Origin of the sequence: Peribacillus kribbensis DSM 17871, from assembly GCF_000430765.1 — a bacterium.
Taxonomy (GTDB): Bacteria; Bacillota; Bacilli; order Bacillales; family DSM-1321; genus Paraperibacillus; species Paraperibacillus kribbensis.
Genome location: NZ_KE387239.1, coordinates 276,942 through 296,432, shown reverse-complemented (window position 1 = coordinate 296,432; position 19,491 = coordinate 276,942). Strand labels below are relative to the sequence as shown.

Annotated in this window: 18 protein-coding genes and 1 riboswitch; all 18 genes read right to left on the bottom strand. The window is 44.8% G+C overall.

Features of this window, described 5'->3' with window-relative positions; translation table 11 throughout:
• Nucleotides 1–8: 8 nt before the first annotated feature.
• The 18 genes from sufB to H539_RS0117415 all read right to left on the bottom strand — a co-directional run bounded on the left by sufB (nt 9) and on the right by H539_RS0117415 (nt 19,310).
• A complete protein-coding gene (gene sufB, locus H539_RS0117510; RefSeq protein ID WP_026694588.1) occupies nt 9–1,406 on the bottom strand; it encodes a Fe-S cluster assembly protein SufB in 1,398 nt (465 codons plus the stop codon).
• Between the two features lie 49 nt (nt 1,407–1,455).
• Nucleotides 1,456–1,890, bottom strand: coding sequence for a Fe-S cluster assembly sulfur transfer protein SufU (gene sufU / locus H539_RS0117505; RefSeq protein ID WP_026694587.1), 435 nt, complete (start codon nt 1,888–1,890; stop codon nt 1,456–1,458).
• The gene (locus tag H539_RS0117500) at nt 1,880–3,109 is read right to left on the bottom strand and encodes a cysteine desulfurase (protein ID WP_026694586.1); all 1,230 of its coding nucleotides are present in this window, start codon (nt 3,107–3,109) and stop codon (nt 1,880–1,882) included. The genes sufU and H539_RS0117500 overlap by 11 nt, the downstream gene beginning before the upstream one ends.
• Nucleotides 3,109–4,416 (bottom strand): Fe-S cluster assembly protein SufD, encoded by a 1,308-nt coding sequence (sufD, locus tag H539_RS0117495; RefSeq protein WP_026694585.1) that lies wholly within the window; start codon nt 4,414–4,416, stop codon nt 3,109–3,111. Before sufD ends, H539_RS0117500 begins: the two co-directional genes overlap by 1 nt.
• A gap of 16 nt (nt 4,417–4,432) precedes the next feature.
• Nucleotides 4,433–5,218 carry a Fe-S cluster assembly ATPase SufC gene (sufC, locus tag H539_RS0117490; RefSeq protein WP_026694584.1) on the bottom strand — a complete coding sequence of 262 codons (786 nt, stop codon included), beginning with the start codon at nt 5,216–5,218 and terminating at the stop codon, nt 4,433–4,435.
• A 736-nt stretch (nt 5,219–5,954) separates the two neighbouring features.
• On the bottom strand, nt 5,955–6,095 hold the full coding sequence (locus H539_RS33520; protein ID WP_483823618.1) for a YuzK family famiily protein: 141 nt from the start codon (nt 6,093–6,095) through the stop codon (nt 5,955–5,957).
• A gap of 222 nt (nt 6,096–6,317) precedes the next feature.
• Nucleotides 6,318–6,698: a carboxymuconolactone decarboxylase family protein gene (locus H539_RS0117480; RefSeq protein WP_026694583.1), complete on the bottom strand. Its 381-nt coding sequence runs from the start codon at nt 6,696–6,698 to the stop codon at nt 6,318–6,320.
• A 176-nt stretch (nt 6,699–6,874) separates the two neighbouring features.
• Nucleotides 6,875–7,705, bottom strand: coding sequence for a MetQ/NlpA family ABC transporter substrate-binding protein (locus H539_RS0117475; RefSeq protein ID WP_026694582.1), 831 nt, complete (start codon nt 7,703–7,705; stop codon nt 6,875–6,877).
• A gap of 13 nt (nt 7,706–7,718) precedes the next feature.
• The gene (locus H539_RS0117470; protein WP_026694581.1) at nt 7,719–8,387 is read right to left on the bottom strand and encodes a methionine ABC transporter permease; all 669 of its coding nucleotides are present in this window, start codon (nt 8,385–8,387) and stop codon (nt 7,719–7,721) included.
• Nucleotides 8,380–9,414 (bottom strand): methionine ABC transporter ATP-binding protein, encoded by a 1,035-nt coding sequence (locus H539_RS0117465; protein WP_026694580.1) that lies wholly within the window; start codon nt 9,412–9,414, stop codon nt 8,380–8,382. Before H539_RS0117465 ends, H539_RS0117470 begins: the two co-directional genes overlap by 8 nt.
• A gap of 120 nt (nt 9,415–9,534) precedes the next feature.
• A riboswitch (SAM riboswitch) is annotated at nt 9,535–9,645 on the bottom strand.
• Nucleotides 9,646–10,576: 931 nt separating this feature from the next.
• Nucleotides 10,577–11,896: an O-acetylhomoserine aminocarboxypropyltransferase/cysteine synthase family protein gene (locus H539_RS0117455; protein WP_026694579.1), complete on the bottom strand. Its 1,320-nt coding sequence runs from the start codon at nt 11,894–11,896 to the stop codon at nt 10,577–10,579.
• Nucleotides 11,897–12,072: 176 nt separating this feature from the next.
• On the bottom strand, nt 12,073–12,381 hold the full coding sequence (locus H539_RS0117445) for a thioredoxin family protein (protein WP_026694578.1): 309 nt from the start codon (nt 12,379–12,381) through the stop codon (nt 12,073–12,075).
• Nucleotides 12,381–12,749 carry a toprim domain-containing protein gene (locus H539_RS0117440; protein ID WP_026694577.1) on the bottom strand — a complete coding sequence of 123 codons (369 nt, stop codon included), beginning with the start codon at nt 12,747–12,749 and terminating at the stop codon, nt 12,381–12,383. Before H539_RS0117440 ends, H539_RS0117445 begins: the two co-directional genes overlap by 1 nt.
• A 205-nt stretch (nt 12,750–12,954) precedes the next feature.
• Nucleotides 12,955–13,338 (bottom strand): glycine cleavage system protein GcvH, encoded by a 384-nt coding sequence (gcvH, locus tag H539_RS0117435; RefSeq protein ID WP_026694576.1) that lies wholly within the window; start codon nt 13,336–13,338, stop codon nt 12,955–12,957.
• Between the two features lie 100 nt (nt 13,339–13,438).
• Complete coding sequence (locus H539_RS0117430) at nt 13,439–13,813, bottom strand: arsenate reductase family protein (protein WP_026694575.1); 375 nt, start codon at nt 13,811–13,813, stop codon at nt 13,439–13,441.
• Nucleotides 13,814–13,946: 133 nt separating this feature from the next.
• A complete protein-coding gene (locus H539_RS0117425) occupies nt 13,947–15,734 on the bottom strand; it encodes an acyl-CoA dehydrogenase family protein (protein ID WP_026694574.1) in 1,788 nt (595 codons plus the stop codon).
• A 32-nt stretch (nt 15,735–15,766) separates the two neighbouring features.
• Nucleotides 15,767–16,945, bottom strand: a complete 1,179-nt coding sequence (locus H539_RS0117420) for an acetyl-CoA C-acetyltransferase (protein ID WP_026694573.1) — start codon at nt 16,943–16,945, stop codon at nt 15,767–15,769.
• Nucleotides 16,946–16,970: 25 nt separating this feature from the next.
• Complete coding sequence (locus H539_RS0117415; protein WP_051348672.1) at nt 16,971–19,310, bottom strand: 3-hydroxyacyl-CoA dehydrogenase/enoyl-CoA hydratase family protein; 2,340 nt, start codon at nt 19,308–19,310, stop codon at nt 16,971–16,973.
• Nucleotides 19,311–19,491 lie beyond the last annotated feature (181 nt).

Sequence of the window (19,491 nt, the reverse complement as noted above, 5' to 3'; positions counted from 1 at the left end):
TTAGAGGATTAACCAATAGATCCTTCCATCTCAAACTTGATCAGACGGTTCATTTCAACGGCATATTCCATAGGAAGTTCTTTTGTAAATGGCTCGATGAAGCCCATTACGATCATTTCAGTTGCTTCCTGCTCGGAAATTCCGCGGCTCATCAGGTAGAATAATTGCTCCTCAGATACCTTAGACACTTTCGCTTCGTGCTCAAGGGAGATATTGTCATTCAAGATCTCATTATAAGGAATGGTATCAGAAGTGGAACTATTGTCCATGATTAATGTATCACACTCAATGTTTGAGCGGGCACCTTCTGCTTTGCGGCCGAAGTGGACGATTCCGCGGTAGGTAACCTTCCCGCCCTGTTTAGAAATTGATTTTGACACGATGGTTGAAGATGTGTTTGGAGCTAAGTGGATCATTTTTGCTCCGGCATCCTGGTGCTGGCCTTTTCCTGCAATCGCGATGGAAAGAGTCATGCCTCGGGCGCCTTCACCCTTCAGGATCACGGCTGGATATTTCATAGTCAGCTTGGAGCCGATATTCCCGTCAATCCATTCCATTGTCGCATTTTCCTCACATACCGCACGCTTTGTAACCAGGTTAAATACGTTGTTTGCCCAGTTTTGAATCGTTGTATAGCGGCAGTATGCGCCCTTTTTAATGATGATCTCAACGACCGCACTGTGAAGGGAGTTAGTCGTATATACAGGAGCTGTACATCCCTCAACGTAATGCACGCTTGCATCCTCATCCACAATGATCAGGGTACGTTCGAATTGTCCCATGTTTTCAGAGTTAATGCGGAAATAGGCCTGTAATGGCGTATCCACCTTAATACCCTTTGGAACATAAATGAATGATCCGCCAGACCACACTGCAGAGTTAAGGGCAGCAAACTTATTATCAGTCGGAGGAATTACTTTTGCCCAATGCTCACGGAAGATTTCTTCATTTTCCTTCAAAGCAGAATCTGTATCCTTGAAAACAATTCCCATTGCTTCAAGATCTTCCTTCATATTGTGGTAAACAACCTCTGATTCATATTGAGCAGATACACCCGCAAGGTATTTCTGTTCTGCTTCAGGGATTCCAAGCTTATCAAACGTCTGCTTGATTTCATCTGGAACTTCATCCCAAGACTTTTCAGACTTCTCGGATGGCTTTACATAGTACGTAATTTCATCAAAGTTCAGGCTGTTTAAGTCACCGCCCCATTGAGGCATTGGCATATTATAAAAATGCTCTAATGATTTCAGACGGAAATCAAGCATCCATTGTGGTTCACTTTTCATGCGGGAAATTTCTTCAACGATTTCCCTGGTCAGACCGCGTTTTGAACGGAAGATCGATACATCTCTATCAGAAAAGCCGTATTTGTAATCCCCGATCTCAGGCATCTTTTTAGCCATTGCTCTTTTCCTCCATTCCTGGGCCGGAAGCCAAAGCCTCCGGCTGCTGTTATTTTGTTTCCTTCAGGCCCTTTTCCATGGCCTTCCATGCCAGGGTGGCACACTTGATTCTAGCAGGAAACTTTGATACCCCCTGAAGTGCCTCTATATCGCCAAGATCAATATCTTCATCATATTCATTTCCCTGCATCATCTCCGAAAAGATGGATGACAACTTAAGGGCAGTATCTATATCTTTGCCTTTAACAGCCTGGGTCATCATCGATGCGGATGACATAGAGATGGAGCAGCCTTCACCTTCAAACTTGGCATCCTTTACGACTCCTCCGTCTACATTCATCGTTAAGCGAATCCGGTCACCGCAGGTAGGATTATTCATATCAACCGTAAGATTCCCATTATCCAGGATCCCTTTATTTCGGGGATTTTTGTAATGGTCCATGATCACCTGACGATACAATGTATCTAAATTATTAAAAGACATTGCTGAAATACTCCTTTGTTTTGACAAGTCCCTGTACCAGCTTATCGATATCTTCCTCAGTATTATATAGGTAAAAGCTTGCCCTTGCTGTGGCAGACACCTTCAGCCAGCGCATTAATGGCTGGGCACAGTGATGTCCGGCACGCACGGCAATTCCGTCTGCATCCAGAACCGTCGCAACGTCATGGGGATGAACATCCGAAAGGTTAAACGTAATCACTCCGGCCCGCTGTGCAGCAGATTTTGGACCATAGATGGTCATGCCGTCGATCCCTGACATTTGTTCCAGAGCATAGGCAGCTAGCTTATGTTCATGTGCTTCTATCTCATCCAGCCCGATACTTTCAAGGAAGTCAATGGCAGCCCCAAGACCGATGGCACCCGCAATAATCGGTGTGCCGCCTTCAAATTTCCACGGCAGCTCCTTCCATGTGGACTCATATTGATCCACAAAGTCGATCATCTCACCGCCAAATTCAACCGGCTCCATGTTTTCCAAAAGCTGCTTCTTCCCATAGAGAACACCAATGCCTGTCGGGCCGCACATTTTATGTCCAGAGAATGCAAAGAAATCGCAGTCCAGATCCTGGACATCCACTTTTAAGTGCGGTGCAGCCTGAGCGCCATCCACCACCATGACAGCCCCATTTTCATGGGCAATCCTGGCAATGTCCTTTATCGGATTGATGACACCAAGCACATTGGATACATACATGATCGATACAATTTTAGTATTGCCAGTGACCGTGTTCCTTACATCATCCAGAGAGATGGTGCCGTCCTCCTGCAAAGGAAGATATTTAAGCACGGCCCCCGTCTGTTTGGCAACCTGCTGCCACGGGATGACATTGCTGTGATGCTCCATATAGGATATCACAATTTCGTCTCCCTGTTTCAGGCTGGCTCTTGCATAGCTCGCAGCAATGGTATTGATGGATGTAGTGGTTCCTCTAGTGAAAATAACTTCTTCGATAGAGGATGCATGGATAAACTTACGAACCTTTTCGCGTGCACCCTCATACCGGTCCGTCGCCATAGTCCCCAGTGTGTGTACGCCCCTGTGTACATTCGAGTTATATTCACGATAATACTTGCTGACCTCTTCTATCACAGAAATCGGCTTTTGTGATGTAGCTGCGCTGTCTAAATACACTAGAGGGCTTCCATTCACATTCTGGTCCAATATCGGAAATAACTTTTTGATTTCATGGGCATTCATTATCTTACTTTCCTTTCAATAACCTCTACCAATCCCTTTTTAACCGCTTCGATTGGCAGCTGGTTTACTACCGGTGCAAGGAAACCGTGAATGACAAGTCTTTCCGCTTCCTGCTTAGGAATACCGCGGCTCATCAAGTAATAAAGCTGAACAGGATCGACCCGTCCCACTGATGCAGCGTGGCCGGCTGTCACATCGTCTTCATCGATCAATAGAATCGGATTGGCATCGCCGCGTGCTTTTTCACTCAGCATCAATACTCTGGACTCCTGCTCGGCATTGGATTTTGTCGCACCTTGTTCAATTTTTCCGATTCCATTGAAAATGGATGATGCGCTGTCCTTCATAACGCCATGCTTCAGGATATATCCTTCGGAATTTTTGCCCCAATGGATGATTTTCGTTGTAAAGTTCTGAGTCTGTTCTCCGCGTCCTACAACAACTGTCTTAGTGTCGCCGAAAGAACCGTCTCCCACAAGGTTTGTCACATTCTCAGAAACCGTGTTTCCATCATTCATCAGACCTAATGCCCACTCAATTTTAGCGTCGCGCCCTGCTCTTCCGCGGCGGTTCACATAAGTGGTAATGCCGGCGGAAAGGTTATCCACCGCCCCGTATGCAACGCGGGCATTTGTGTTTGCAATAACCTCTGTGACAATATTTGCGATTCCAGGCTCACCCGTTGTAGAAATATAGTTCTCTACATAAGTCAGCTGGCTGTTATCTTCCGCCACTACCAGCACATGGTTGAACAGTGCAGCCTGGGGATCATCATGCAGGAATACAGCCTGAACAGGCTCCTTGATTTCTACATTTTTCGGAACATATACAAATACTCCTCCGTTAAGGAAGGCTGCATGCAGAGCGGTCAGGCGGTGCTCATCCGCTTTTACTCCGTCCTTCATGAAGTACTTCTGAACCAAATCAGAGTGCTCTCGGGCAGCTGTAAAAATATCAGTAAAAATAACGCCCTGAGATTTCAGTTCCTCGGAAAGCACGGAAAACGCAGGTGTTTGATTTCGCTGTACATATAAATTTTTATTTCCTGCTTCTGTGTCAATCAGCGCTTTAATATCTTCAGGCAGTTCTTCGATGGAAGAGAAAGCCTGGCTCTGAACAGTATGCGCTGAAAACTGAGTGAAATTCCATTTATCTATTTTGGTTTTATCCGGGCGCGGCATTGGAAGGTTCTCATACGCTTCAAGAGCGGCTCTGCGGACCTCCTGCAGCCAGCCTGGTTCATTATTTTGCTGTGAATAGGAGCTGATATACTCCTGATCAAACGGCAGTTTAGTTTCCGTGGTCATTGCAATCCTCCTAACCTTACGCCTCTTGGCCTACAGTTTCGTCTTCAATACCGAGTTCTTGTTTAATCCAGTCATAGCCTTCTGCTTCCAGGCGCTGAGCCAGTTCAGGACCGCCGGATTTAACGATTCTTCCCTGCATCATAATATGGACGAAATCTGGAGTAATATAGTTTAACAGACGCTGGTAGTGAGTGATGATCAAGCATCCGAATTCCTCACCGCGCATTTCGTTAATACCCTTAGAAACGACTTTAAGCGCATCAATATCCAGACCTGAATCGATTTCATCAAGGATTGCAATTTTAGGTTCAATCATCATAAGCTGAAGAATCTCATTGCGCTTTTTCTCACCGCCTGAGAAACCTTCATTCAGATAACGCTGAGCCATATCCTGATCCATTTCAAGGAAGTCCATTTGCTTATCCATTGTACGGATGAACTTCATCAAAGAAATTTCATCGCCTTCTTCTCTGCGCGCATTGACCGCAGAACGAAGGAAGTCCGCGTTGGTAACCCCTGTGATCTCACTCGGATACTGCATTGCAAGGAAAAGACCTGCACGGGCTCTTTCATCTACTTCCATTTCGAGTACATCTTCACCATCGAGTGTAACCGAACCACTGGTTACTTCATATTTAGGGTGCCCCATAATTGCAGAAGAAAGAGTGGATTTACCGGTACCATTCGGTCCCATAATCGCGTGGATTTCTCCGCCCTTAATCTCAAGATTGACTCCCTTTAAAATTTCCTTATCTTCGATCGCAACATGCAGATCCTTTATAGTTAAAGTTGAACCAGCCATCATATTACCTCCGTGATATAAATAATTACCTCAAAAAACCCGGAAAGCGTCCGAGTATGTAAAATCAAATCTGAATATCAGGCTAAAAGCCCTCTGAGAACAACTTCATTCTCAATTTATTCTCATTACAATATTATAACAAATCCAAACACAAGGCAAATTCTAAAAGCGGAAAGCGGTGCCTTTCAATTAAAAAATTAATTATAGCAGAATGATGCTCTAACTTCATTTTTGACTAAGAATAGTTGAAAGGCAGAGAGCCGACAAGCATAAGACGAGCAGGCCGTGGGAAGCGTTTTTCTTCCCATGGACTGATTGGCTTATGACTCGAGGGGCTCAGCTTGGAGCTGGATACCCCTAAAAGCGGAGAACGTGCTTTTCAGATATAGCTTTATTATTGGAAGAATGTACATTCAAATTCATTAGAGTTTCCTTACTAAATTGAAAATCAGCCTTCCGACTAGCATAAGACGAGCAGGCCGTGGGAAGCGCTTTTCTTCCCATGGACTGATTGGCTTATGACTCGAGGGGCTCAGCTTGGAGCTGGATACCCCTTAGCGGAAGCAGTACCTGCCGCAATTATGACTGAAAACGACGCAAATATCCATAGTTTCGACGCATTTATCGGTCAACAGACGCAATTCCCTTAAATTTTGACGCAATAACCAAACTTACGAGGATATACCTATAAAGATATATAAAAACCAGCCTGGTCCCCCTGGCTGGTTCCTATTGGTCAAATGTGTGCTTTCCGGCTTAATTCTTCAGTTATTTGATGACTTTTCGAATAACTTCTCTCCCGTTTCCTTTCTACTTCAAGACGAAGATCCAGGTTGCGGCTGTATTCACTGTAGCCTATTCCATGATTTTGCTGCATAGCTTTTTCCATGTCATGTGTTACGTGCAAGTGTAAGTTATTAATCAGTCTCAAATCCTTTCTGTTTTTAATACCCGAATATTGTAGCACTGGGATTTCCAATCTGCAAAAGCCATATTCCCTCATATTATAGGAATATTTTAAATATAAAAGCGTCTGCGCTGCTGCAAGTTGGATTCTATAGTATTCCTTATCTTTCTTCCCGAATCCGGCTGTATTCAATCATGATAGGGATGAAGAATCATTAAAATCTTCAATTGTATCCTGAACAAGGGTAACAGCCTGGCTCATGGCTGCTCCTCCTCCAAATGCCGCTGCCACTCCGACAGCCTCCAATATCTGTTCTTCCGTTGCTCCCTGGTCCAGGCAGCCCTTAACATGGTAGATGATGCAATATTCGTCCTGTGAATAGAGGCTGATTCCAAGAGCGATCAGCTGCTTATCTCTTTGGGAGATGCTTCCCTCCTGAAAACACGCTTCTGTAAATGCATTGTAATGCTGTGCGAGCTGAGGCATTTTCTTCATAAAAGCCCCCAGGCCGGCCTTATAGTCCCTGATCGCCATTTCAGAAGGATTTGTCGGTACATGCGGTATATGTTCCATCAATCTGTCACTCCCGTAAAATTAGTCCCTCTTATTATGGGCAAACCCTCTCTCCCTATCCTGTTTTATTTTATATAAATCGGCCGACTTACTTGGATTCTCAGGTCTATCTGCATTCATCTTTAGAAATCAGCCAAATAAAAAAAGAAGCAGCCCGGGGGCCGCTTCTTCTCAAATTATTTAGATACAGGCACAACTGCGCCTTTATATTCTTTTTTGATATAATCCTGGATCTCTTTTGAATGAAGGACTTCCACAAGAGTTTTGATTTCCTTCTTGTCTTCATCGCCCTTTCTAACTGCGATTACATTCACATATGGTGAATTTGAGTTTTCAAGCGCAATCGCGTCTTTTACAGGATTCAGACCAGCGTCAATCGCATAGTTTGAGTTAATCAAAACTGCATCGCCTTCATTGTTTTGATATACCTTAGGAAGAAGAGATGCTTCAATATCTGTTTTGAATTTAAGGTTCTTCTTATTTTCTACAATATCTTTAACAGTAGCAGTCGTTTTGTCAATGCCGCTCTTTAATTTGATCAGGCCTTGAGCTTCAAGCATAGACAGGATACGGCCATGGTCGGCAACTGAACTGCTCATGATGATTTCAGCACCTTTTGGCAGGTCCTTCAGACTCTTGTATTTTTTAGAGTACACACCGATTGGTTCGATATGGATACCGCCGGCATTCGCAAATTTATAGCCGTTTTCTTTCATTTGAGCCTTGAGGTAAGGGATGTGCTGGAAATAGTTAGCATCAAGATCGCCTTCAGCAAGAGCTTTATTCGGCATAATATAATCTTGATATTTTACAATTTTCAGGTCAATGCCTTTATCCTTTAGGATAGGCTTGGCTTGTTCAAGGATTTCTGCATGCGGAACATTGGATGCCCCAACTGTTAATGTCTTCTCATTACCTTTACTGCCTGAGTTCCCGTTGCCAGTGCCGCAGGCAGCAAGAACAACAGAAATTACAAGAGCTAATGCTAAGCTTACATATTTTTTCATAATGCTTGTCCCCTTATCTTTTATCTAATTTTGATGTTATAGCATCTCCAATAAATTGGATGATAAACACAATAATTAACACTACAACTGTAGCCGCAAACGTAACATCATTACGGCTGCGCTGGAAACCATCCAGGTAGGCAAGGTTTCCAAGCCCTCCAGCTCCAACCACACCAGCCATGGCCGTATAGCCAACCAGGGCTATCGCTGTAACGGTAATCCCTGACACAAGCGCTGGCAGGGATTCCGGGATCAGGACCTTCCAGATAATAGTCGTTACTCTCGCACCCATAGACCTGGCAGCTTCAATAACGCCTTTATCGATTTCACGAAGAGCAATTTCCACCATTCTCGCATAGAAAGGAGCCGCTCCTACAATCAGTGCAGGAAGAGCCGCTTTAGGCCCGATCATCGTATCTACAATGGCCTTTGTAAAAGGAATTAGCAGGACGATCAGGATAATGAATGGTATAGACCGGAATATATTAACAAAGGCACCGATGATTAAATGAACCGGCCTGTTCTCCCAAATATTCCCCTTCCCTGTCAGAAATAATAGCAACCCAAGGATGATTCCCAGAATAAAGGTGGCCACGACCGAAATGCCTGTCATATATAATGTAGTAAGGGTTTCTTGGAGAAGGATGGCCCAGTCAACATTCGGAAATAACTTTTCAAGCATTTTCAATCACCTCTATTCCGATCTTGCTTTCATTTAGATAAGCCATGGCCCGGCTGACTTCTGCCTCATCGCCCAGCATGTGGATAAACAATGTTCCATATGAACCGTTTTGTGTCGGTGATATTTTTCCTTGAAGAATATTCACTTCTACATCAAAATGACGGATCAAATGAGTAATGACAGGTTTTTCAGCGTCATCCCCTGCAAAGGAAAGCTGGATAACCATGCCTTGGCCAAATTCGGCAGCAAGATGGCTGATTGTATCCTTAGTTTCCTCAGGTTCTGTGATCTGCTGAACAAAACGTTTAGTGATTGGCTTTTCCGGATGTTTAAATACGTCCAGCACCTTGCCAAGCTCTACGACCTGACCGCCTTCCATGACAGCCACTCTGTGGCAGATCTTCCGGATAACATGCATTTCATGAGTGATGAGTACAATGGTTAATCCAAGGCGCTCATTGATATCCTGAAGAAGGTCCAAAATCGAATCAGTAGTCTGCGGGTCAAGTGCTGAAGTCGCTTCGTCACATAAAAGGACCTTCGGATTATTGGCCAGGGCCCTTGCGATTCCAACCCTTTGTTTCTGGCCGCCGCTCAGCTGGGATGGATACGCATCTTCCCTGCCTTCCAATCCGACAAGCTTAATTAATTCATCTACTCTATTTAATCGCTGTTCCCTCGAAACGCCCGCGATTTCTAACGGAAAGGCAATGTTCTCTCTTACCGTTCTGGACCATAGCAGATTAAAGTGCTGAAAAATCATACTGATTTCCTGGCGGGCCTTTCGAAGCTCCGATCCGCGGATTTTTGACATTTCCCGCCCTGCGACAGATATGCTGCCATCTGTAGGTGCCTCCAAACCATTCAGCATCCGGATCAATGTACTTTTCCCCGCACCGCTGTATCCAATGATGCCGAAAATTTCACCCTTGTCTACATCCAAATCTATATTCTGGACAGCCTTAACCGGCTGGCTTCCTTTAAGCTTTGATTTGTAAATCTTGCTTACATTTGATAGTGAAATCATGTAATCACCTCTTTTTGTCTTTAAATTATGTCCCTTCCCCTGCTGGACCTATCCTATTTCTGCAAAATAAAAGCCTTTCTGTTGAAATAACAGAAAGGCGCAATTTTACAGTTAACCTTTCTCTCATTTCCCAAAGCCATAAGCTTTGTGTGAATTGGCACCTTTTCAAGGAAAAACCTTGCCGGTTGCCGGGTTTCATAGGGCACATCCCTCCACCTCTCGCAATAAGAGCAATCAATCGTATATTCAATTATTATCGTATAATAGCAAAATCGGATCACATAAATGAGATTCTAGCATTTTACTTACCTGTCGTCAATAATAAAATTTTTTATTTTTAAAAATATTTTAAAGGCTATTTTGCAGGAGACACATCATTGCACAAGTAAATAAAGCGGCTAGTGGGATTTTAGCCGCTTAAAAGAGCTGCCTTATGGAAGCTTTGCCTATTATTTTTTTTACTTTGCACAGTTTTTGGATGGTGAGAGCTTGATATTCGAAGGCAGACCCTCTTCGGACAGGTTGGGATGGAATCATCTGAAACCTGTCCGAACACAAACCCCACTTCGGACAGGTTGGGTGGGATTCTTCTCAAAGTTGTCCAAACACGGACCTACTTCGGACAGGTTGGCTTGGATTCATCTGAAAGTTGTCCGAACACAGACCCACTTCGGACAGGTTATCTTGGAATCATCTGAAACTGTCCGAACACAGACTCACTTCGGACAAGTTAGCTTGGATTCATCCGGAAGTTGTCCGAACACAGGCCCACTTCGGACAAGTTGGCTTGGATTCATCCGGAAGTTGTCCGAACACAGACCCACTTCGGACAAGTTGGCTTGGATTCATCCGGAAGTTGTCCGAACACAGACCCACTTCGGACAGGTTATCTTGGAATCATCTCAAAGTTGTCCGAAGGCAGATCTACTCGGACAGATTGACCCTGAACATCCTGCCTCAATTTCGTTATATTTGAAAAGCACCGTCCTCCGCTTTACTCCGTTCCAGCTCCAAGCTGAGACCCTCGAGTCATAAGCCAATCAGTCCATGGGAAGAAAACCGCTTCCCACGGCCTGCTCGTCTTATGCTTGTCGGGCCTCTTCCTTCCTAATTAGGTTCATTTTCCAATATATCTAGACTATACATGGTTCGCCCAATAATTTTAGATCTGGAAGGCACCGCTTTCCGCTTTACTTGTCACCCCCGTCGCTTTTTTTATGGCTTGTTCGAGGTCGTTGATGAGGTCTTGGTGGTTTTCGATTCCTACTGAGATCCGGACGAGGTCTTCGGTTACTCCGGAGGCTTCTAGATCTTCTTTCCCCAGCTGCTGGTGGGTGGTGCTTGCCGGGTGGATGATGAGGCTTTTGGCGTCTCCGACATTTGCTACGTGTGACCAGAGCTCTACAGAGTTAATTAAGCGGGCACCCGCTTCTCTTCCTCCTTTGATGCCGAAGATCACGACAGCGCCTGCACCTTTTGGGAGATATTTATCTGCGAGGTTCTTAGCTGGATGGGATTCATCTCCGGGATAAGAAACCCATTCTACGGCAGGGTGCTGTTTTAAATATGAAACCACTTTTTTTGTATTGGCAATGTGCTCCTTCATCCTGACATGGAGGGTTTCAAGACCGAGTGCGAATTGGAAAGCATTATGGGGGCTTAAGGCCGGACCCAGGTCTCTGAGAAGCTGCACTCTTGCTTTGGCTATGTAGGCGGCTGATCCAAGTGCTTCACTATAGACTAAATTGTTATAGCTGGGATCAGGAGTGGTGAACTCCGGGAATTTCTTGGAATTCCAGTCAAACTTTCCTCCATCGACAATGATGCCTCCCAGGGTGGTGCCATTTCCAAGCAGCCATTTGGTAGCAGAGTGCACCACAATATCTGCTCCGAATTCAATGGGACGGCATAGATACGGGGTGGCAAAGGTATTATCGACTATAAATGGTATGCCTGCTTCATGGGCAATTTCTGCTGTTCTCTCAATATCCAGAACAGAAAGGCTTGGATTTCCAATTGTTTCAGCAAAGACTGCCTTTGTATTATCCCGAATGGCTGCACGGAAATTTTCCGGATCATCGCCATCCACAAATCGTACCTTTATTCCATATTTGGGGAGTGTATTGGCAAATAGATTGTAGGTTCCTCCATAAAGAGTCGAAGATGACACGATTTCGTCACCTGCCCCTGCAAGGTTCAGGACAGCCAGAGTAATGGCAGCCATGCCGCTCGCTGCTGCTAGAGCTCCAATCCCGCCTTCGAGGAGAGCCACTCTTTCTTCGAAAACAGAAACAGTCGGATTATGAATCCGGGTATAAATATAGCCTTCTTCCTTCAGACCGAATAAGTTGGCCGCATGCTCCGTGTCCTTAAATAAGTAGGCATTGTTCTGATAAATGGGAACAGCTCTTGCTCCCGTTATCGAATCTTTTTTTAATCCGCCATGGATGCTCAATGTCTCAAAGTGCAGGTTCTCGCTCATTCATCCCACTCCTTTAATTTAATAATTCCTATGGAATTAATAGGAATATAACACAGGGAAATCCAAACATCAATAATATATTTTAAAAATTCAGATTTATTTTCCACCTTTCTTCTATATGTATGAAATTCTATTTGGTTAGTGCAGGGAAAATAAAAACACCCATAGCGGGTGTTTCAAGCGAGTTTCCTTAGATCCTCGTATAAATGTGTAACAGAATGAAAAGCATATGTCTTTTGAATCAACTTTCCCTCTTTAAATGTTAACAGGCAGGGAACACTCTCTATTTTATATGCTCCCGCAATTTCTTTTGTATAGTTCAGGTTAGCCTTGCCCAGGAGCAGACGAGGCAGTAATGTTTCGATTACCCCCAGCATCTTAGAGGCTACCTGGCAGGTCCCGCAAAGAGGCGTGTATAAGTAAAAGCAAAAGGTCTTTTGTGCTTCTACTGCTTCCGAAAATTCATGTTTATTCCAGTCGTTCATTACCCATTGTACATCCTTTGCTCTAAATATTCAGCGTTCACATCTATATTAGCACTCAGCAGCACAGTTGCAATATGATGAGCAGGAGCATTTTCTACTTCCCTGTATGCTTTATCAATGTACAGGTGAATGGCCTCAGGATATTCTCTCTTGAACTGTTTTCTGAGCTTTTCCCCTGCTTCATCGGCATCAACAAGTATATATACTTCCTTCCCATAATGCTCATCCATAATCTCTTCAAGCTTAGAAATTGAAATTGTTCCATTCGTGCAGATAATATCCACTGGATCCTTAAGAACTCCCTTTACCTTTTTCTTGTCGGAGGTTCCTTCCACTATTATAACCTTTTCAATTTGTCCAATTTCCATTTTCATCACCCTGGGCTGATTAGTCTATTATATAGAAAAGTGCTCAAGTTAACATATGAGAGTAAATGTATGAATTGTCTTTACTTTTCCCTTAAACACAGATTAAAAACTTCTGCATCCGGAATATGTTATGGGCAAATTAGATAATTCTTACTTTACAATATTAAACAAAAGAAGGCCCAAACTATTGAGCCTTCGAAATTAATCAGTCTTCACTTATCATGGCTGCGTATGCTTCTGCATCCATTAATTTTTCAGCTTCAGCCGCATCTGATGGCTCGATGACGACCATCCATGCTTTCTCATATGGAGATTCATTCACGAATTCAGGGCTGTCGCTTAGTTCTTCATTCACTTCAACAATTTTACCGCTGATAGGCGCATAAAGCTCCGAAACTGTTTTTACAGACTCAACGCTGCCAAATGGCTCGTTTGCCTGAATTTCAGTTCCTGGCTCTGGAAGCTCAACAAACACGATATCGCCTAATTCAGACTGAGCAAAATCCGTAATTCCTATGCGGACTTGTTCTCCTTCTATTTTAACCCATTCGTGTTCTTCAGAATAACGTAAATCCTTTGGTGTATTCATCGTATTCCCTCCATATGTATGAGACATGACCCCATATCGATATTTTTTCTATATTTTCAATATTAACATAATAGAAATGGCCATGCCTATGTACAAATTCTTAAAGCCACATTTTTTCAAAATCCTCTTCTTTAAATCCCACGGTAACCCTGCTTCCATCTGTCAGGATGGGTCTTTTCAGCAGCATCCCATCAGAGGCCAGCAGTTCATAAAGCTCCGTTTCAGAAGCGGTCTTAACTGTATCCTTTAAACCAAGCTCTTTATACTTCATTCCACTTGTATTAAAGAATTTTTTCAGTTCTAGTCCGCTCTTTTTATGCAGATCCTCAATCTGCTCTTTGGACGGCGGTTCCTCTACAATATGCTTTTCCACATACGATATGCAATGCTCATCCAGCCACTTCTTTGCTTTACGGCAGGTCCCGCATTTTGGATACCAGTAAAACGTCAGGCTGCTTTCGCTGATTTCTGCCATTTCATCACCTCGGTTTGATAAGTATGAACCATCTTCCGCACTCTCATCCATTTTTCCATAAAAAGGCGGAAAAGGACAGCGGTTTGTCCGGCAAAACTAAGGGAACCCTGTCATCAAAGGGTTCCCTGTGTCATCATACGATATATTTTTCTGCTTCTACAAGCTTTTCAGCTGCTTCACGCTTTTTGGCAATGACATTGATCGGTGTATGCCTTGTTAATTTACGCAGAGCGGAAATCAGCATTCTCAAGGAATCTCCCTGTTCCACAGCAACCAGTGTTTCCTTTGCATGCTGTTCAATCAGATTGAATGCTTCCTGGCAGAAAATCTGTGTATACAGCAGCTTCTGGCTGTTCTTCTCAGCTCCGGATTTTGCAATGGCCTTTTCAGTTCGCAGCACTGCTGATTCCATTGCATATCCAAGTGAAATGATATCAGCAATATTCACTAAGATTTCTTGTTCCTTCTCAAGAGCCTTTCCATATTTCTGTGCAGCCAGACCTGCAGCAAGGAGGCCGATCTTCTTAGCATTTCCAACCAAGTATTTTTCCTGTGCCAGCGGCTCGTCACCCGGCTCCTCCGGCATCATCATCATAAGCTCTTCCTGAAGGGCCTGGGCTTTTTGGAATAGCGGAAGCTCACCTTTCATCGCTTTTCGAATATAAGTACCAGGCACAAGCAGGCGGTTGATTTCATTGGTTCCTTCAAAGATCCGGTTGATCCTGGAGTCGCGGTATGCACGCTCAATTTCATACTCAGCCATGAACCCGTATCCGCCATGGATCTGTACGCCTTCATCCACTAGATAATCAAGGACTTCTGTAGCGAAGAATTTATTCAGGGAGCACTCAATTGCATATTCTGCGATAGAGTCTGCAACAGCCTTTCCGTTCTTAACCTCTTCCTCTGACAGCCTGCTCATGCGGTCTTCAAAGAGGCCGACCGTACGCCACACAGAGCTTTCTGCAGCGTACGTCTTCGCCGCCATGGTTGCAAGCTTCTCTCTAGTCAGATTAAAGGAAGAGATCGGCGTCTTAAACTGCTGGCGCTGGTTCGCATATTGTACAGTGAGTTCAAACGCACGCTTGGATCCTCCGACAGCGCCTACCCCCAGCTTATAGCGGCCAATATTCAAAATATTGAAGGCAATCACATGCCCTCTGCCTGCTTCACCCAATAAATTTTCTTTCGGTACCTGGGCATCCTGGAGGATGAGTGTTCGTGTGGAAGAGCTCTTGATTCCCATTTTCTTTTCCTCTGCCCCGGTTGAGACTCCAGGGAATTCACGCTCCACAATGAAGGCAGAGAAGTGTTCACCGTCGATTTTTGCATAGACGACAAATACATCTGCAAATCCTGCATTCGTAATCCACTGTTTTTCTCCATTAAGCACATAATGTGTGCCTTCCGCGTTCAATTTTGCTGTTGTTTTTGCTCCCAGCGCATCAGATCCTGAACCTGGCTCAGTCAATGCATATGCAGCAAGCTTTTCCCCTGTAGCAAGGACAGGAAGGTATTTTTGCTTCTGCTCTTCATTGCCGAAAAGGACGATCGGCAATGATCCGATTCCTACGTGGGCTCCGTGGGAGATGGAGAAGCCGCCTGCCCGGGACATTCTTTCAGCAATCAGTGCGGAGCTGACTTTATCAAGACCAAGACCGCCGTACTCCTCCGGCACATCCGCGCCCAAAAGGCCGATTTCCCCAGCTTCCTTCAAAAGCCTTACAGAATGTTCAAATTCATGATTTTCCAGATTTTCCACAACCGGAAGGACCTCATTTGCTACAAACTCCTCCGTGGTTTTAGCAATCATAATCTGCTCATCTGTAAAATCCTCCGGAGTAAACACACGCTCATAAGAAATATCGTCTATTAAAAAACTTCCACCTTTAACAGCTTCTGGTGTTTGATTTACGCTCATTTTCCTTCTCCTCTCCACTTTTCCTTTTATTATTAAGCTAAAAGTTCAAATACTCCTGCAGCCCCCATGCCGCCGCCAATACACATTGTCACAATCCCAAACTGCTGATTTCTCCGTTTCATTTCATGAAGAAGAGAAAGCGTCAGTTTCGCACCTGTACAGCCAAGTGGATGGCCAAGAGCAATGGCTCCTCCATTTACATTGACAATCTCTTCATTCAGGCCAAGCTCGCGGATGATTTGGATGGACTGGGATGCGAAGGCTTCATTCAATTCGAACAGCCCTATATCAGAGAGCTCCAAGCCTGCAAGCTTCAATGCCTTCGGAATGGCTGCGATGGGACCGATCCCCATCACCTCTGGCGGAACACCAGCTACAGCAAATGAGCGGAATTTGCCCATTGGCTTAAGACCAAGCGAATATGCCTTGTCACGGTCCATGACCATGACCGCCGCTGCTCCGTCACTTGTCTGGGACGCATTGCCGGCAGTAACCGATCCTCGGACATTAAATGCCGGTCTCAGCTTGCTTAGGACGTTAATTGTTGTATCCGGGCGGACCCCCTCATCCTGAGAAAAAACAACCTTCTTTTCCTTCGGCTTATTGTCTGCACCGATACTGCGGAGAGTCACATCCACAGGAACAATTTCGTCCTCAAACTTTCCTTCCGCAATGGCTTTAGCAGCTTTCTGATGGCTCCTGACCGCAAAAGCATCCTGGTCTTCCCTGCTGATTCCGTATTTTTTGGCCACTTCCTCAGCTGTATGCCCCATACCCATATAATATTCTGGTGCGGATTCGGCAAGTTTGATATTCGGCCGTGTCACATGGCCCATCATCGGAACCATGCTCATGGATTCTGCACCGCCTGCAATAACTGTGTCCGAATGTCCGAGCATGATCCGCTCAGCTCCATATGCGATGGTCTGAAGGCCGCTGGAGCAGTAGCGGTTGATTGTAACCGCAGGGACTGTATGAGGAAGACCTGCAAGAGCCCCAATATTCCGTGCCATATTCAAACCCTGCTCCGCTTCCGGCATGGAGCATCCAATGATCAAATCATCTATATTGCCTTCATAGTTTCCCGCGCGCTTTAACGTTTCCTTTACTGTCAGCGCACCTAAGTCGTCCGGCCGCACATTGGCCAGCGTCCCCTTTTTTGCTTTTCCGACTGCTGTTCTGGCTCCAGCTACAATTACTGCTTCTCTCATTTCAATCCTCCTCATTTACTGCTTCTTAGTTGCGAAGCGGCTTTCCTTTCAAAAGCATATGCTGCATTCTCTGCTGGGATTTCCCTTCTGCAACAAGGCTTAAGAACGCTTCTCTTTCCAGGTCCAGCAGATACTGTTCATCCACTTCTGTACCGTACGGGATATTTCCTCCAGCAATCACAAACGCAAGCTTTTTGGCAATCTTCAGGTCATGCTCTGAAATAATGCCTGAAAGATGCATGGCCTCCGCACCAAGCAGAAGTGCTGCATACCCGGTCTCTCCTACAACCGGAACCTTTTTCCGTACCGGAGGCGTATATCCGGCCTCACTCAATGCCAGCACTGCCTGTTTTGCATCATAGATGAGATGATCCGGATTTACGCTGACTCCGTCTTCATCATCTAGGAAGTTATTGTCTCTGGCTTCTTCTCCAGAGGTGGAGACTTTCGCCAATGCAATGGTCTCAAACACCTTGTTGGCTACTTTCTGGAGATCAAAGTCAATTCCATTCGGCAGGGAATCCAGATGCTTCATATAAAGCTCTTTATTGCCGCCTCCGCCAGGAATCAGCCCCACACCTGTTTCAACCAGTCCCATATACGTTTCTGAGGATGCCTGAACCTTGGCAGCCGGCAGACAGACTTCAGCCCCTCCTCCGAGAGTCATTCCAAATGGTGCTGCAACCACCGGCTTAGCACTGTATTTCACTTTCATCATGGCCTGCTGGAAATGGCGGACCACCATGTCAAGCTCATACACATTATCATCCTGGGCTTCCATTAGGATCATGGCGAGATTTGCACCTACACAGAAGTTCTTGCCTTGGTTCCCTATGACAAGGCCCTTGTAATTCTTTTCCACTTCATCAATGGCATAATTGATCATTTGGTTGATGTCAGGCCCGATCGCATTATTAGGGGAGTGGAATTCAAGAAGGGCAACTCCGTCTCCCAGGTCGATCAGGCTTGCACCGCTGTTCTTTTTAATGACGCCGTGAATCTTTTTATACTGCTTAAGATTTATGTTCTTCGGGTTTGCTGCTTGAACGCGGTATTCTCCGTTCAAGTAGAATAACGTGTGTCCTTCTTCTTCCTTATAAAACTGCGGCGAGCCGCTTTCCGCCAATTTCTTGACCCAATCCGGCAATGTAAGCCCGTCAGCCTCCATTTTAGCCACAGACTTTTCAAGCCCGATGGCATCCCAGACCTCAAACGGACCCATATCCCAGCCAAAGCCCCATTTCATGGCTTGATCGATGGCTGTAATATCATCGGCGATCGTTCCAAGCAATTCAGCTGAATAAACCAGAACTGGACTCAGGATTTTCCATAACAGGCTCCCTGCACGGTCTTCTGAATATACAAGCGCTTTCAATTTATTGGCCGTGCCTTTTTCCTGCTTGCTTAACTCTGTTGCCGCAGTTTTTAACTTCTTTCTTGGGATATACTCAAGTGTTTCAGGATCCAGTTCAAGGATTTCCTTGCCCTGCTTTAAGAAAAAGCCCTGTCCGGATTTACTTCCAAGCCACTTGTTATTCAGCATCTTCTGCAGGAACGAAGGGATTCTGAATACTTCTTTTTCTTCCCCCTCCACCTGGTCATATACATTTTTGGCTACGTGGGCAAAGGTATCAAGTCCGACAACATCCAGTGTCCGGAAGGTAGCGCTTTTCGGCCTGCCGATCATAGGTCCTGTAATGGAATCCACCTCACCGACGCTATAACCGCCTTCAAGCATCTCCCTTACAGTCACCAGCAGTCCATACGTACCGATTCGGTTTGCAATGAAATTCGGTGTATCCTTTGCTTCGACGACTCCTTTTCCAAGAACATCCTCGCCAAATTGCTTCATGAAAGCCAAAACTTCCTGATCAGTTGAGGAAGTTGGTATAACTTCCAGCAGTTTTAAATAGCGTGGAGGATTGAAAAAGTGCGTACCCAGGAAGTTCTTTTTAAAATCGTCTGTCCGGCCCTCAATCATGGCCTCTACTGAAATTCCTGATGTATTGGAACTGACGATGCTTCCCTGTTTGCGGTACTTATCGACCTGCTCAAATACTTTTTTCTTTATTTCCAGATTTTCAACAACAACCTCAATGACCCAGTCCACTTCAGATAGGCTCGGCATATCATCCACGAAATTCCCAGCTTGAATGAGGGCAAGATTTTTTTTGGAAGTGAGAGGAGCCGGCTTCTGCTTTAACAGCTTTTGCAGCGCACCGCTGCTCAATCTGTTTTTTACTTCTTTATCATTTAGGGAAAGCCCTTTTTTAGCTTCCTGTTCAAGCAGCTCTGAAGGAGCAATATCCAGTAATAGTGTTGGAATTCCAATGTTTGCAAGATGTGCCGCTATTCCCGAGCCCATCACCCCTGAGCCAAGAACAGCCGCTTTTCTTATTTGACGCGCCAAAATAAGATCCCCCTTTTTTTATCAATAAAAATTCTTGAATGAATACTCATTCATTTTTCCTGTAAAAAAATTTACCTAAAAATCCTCTTACATCAAATATAAAATATTTCTGAAAATTTGGCAACCGGGAATCTTC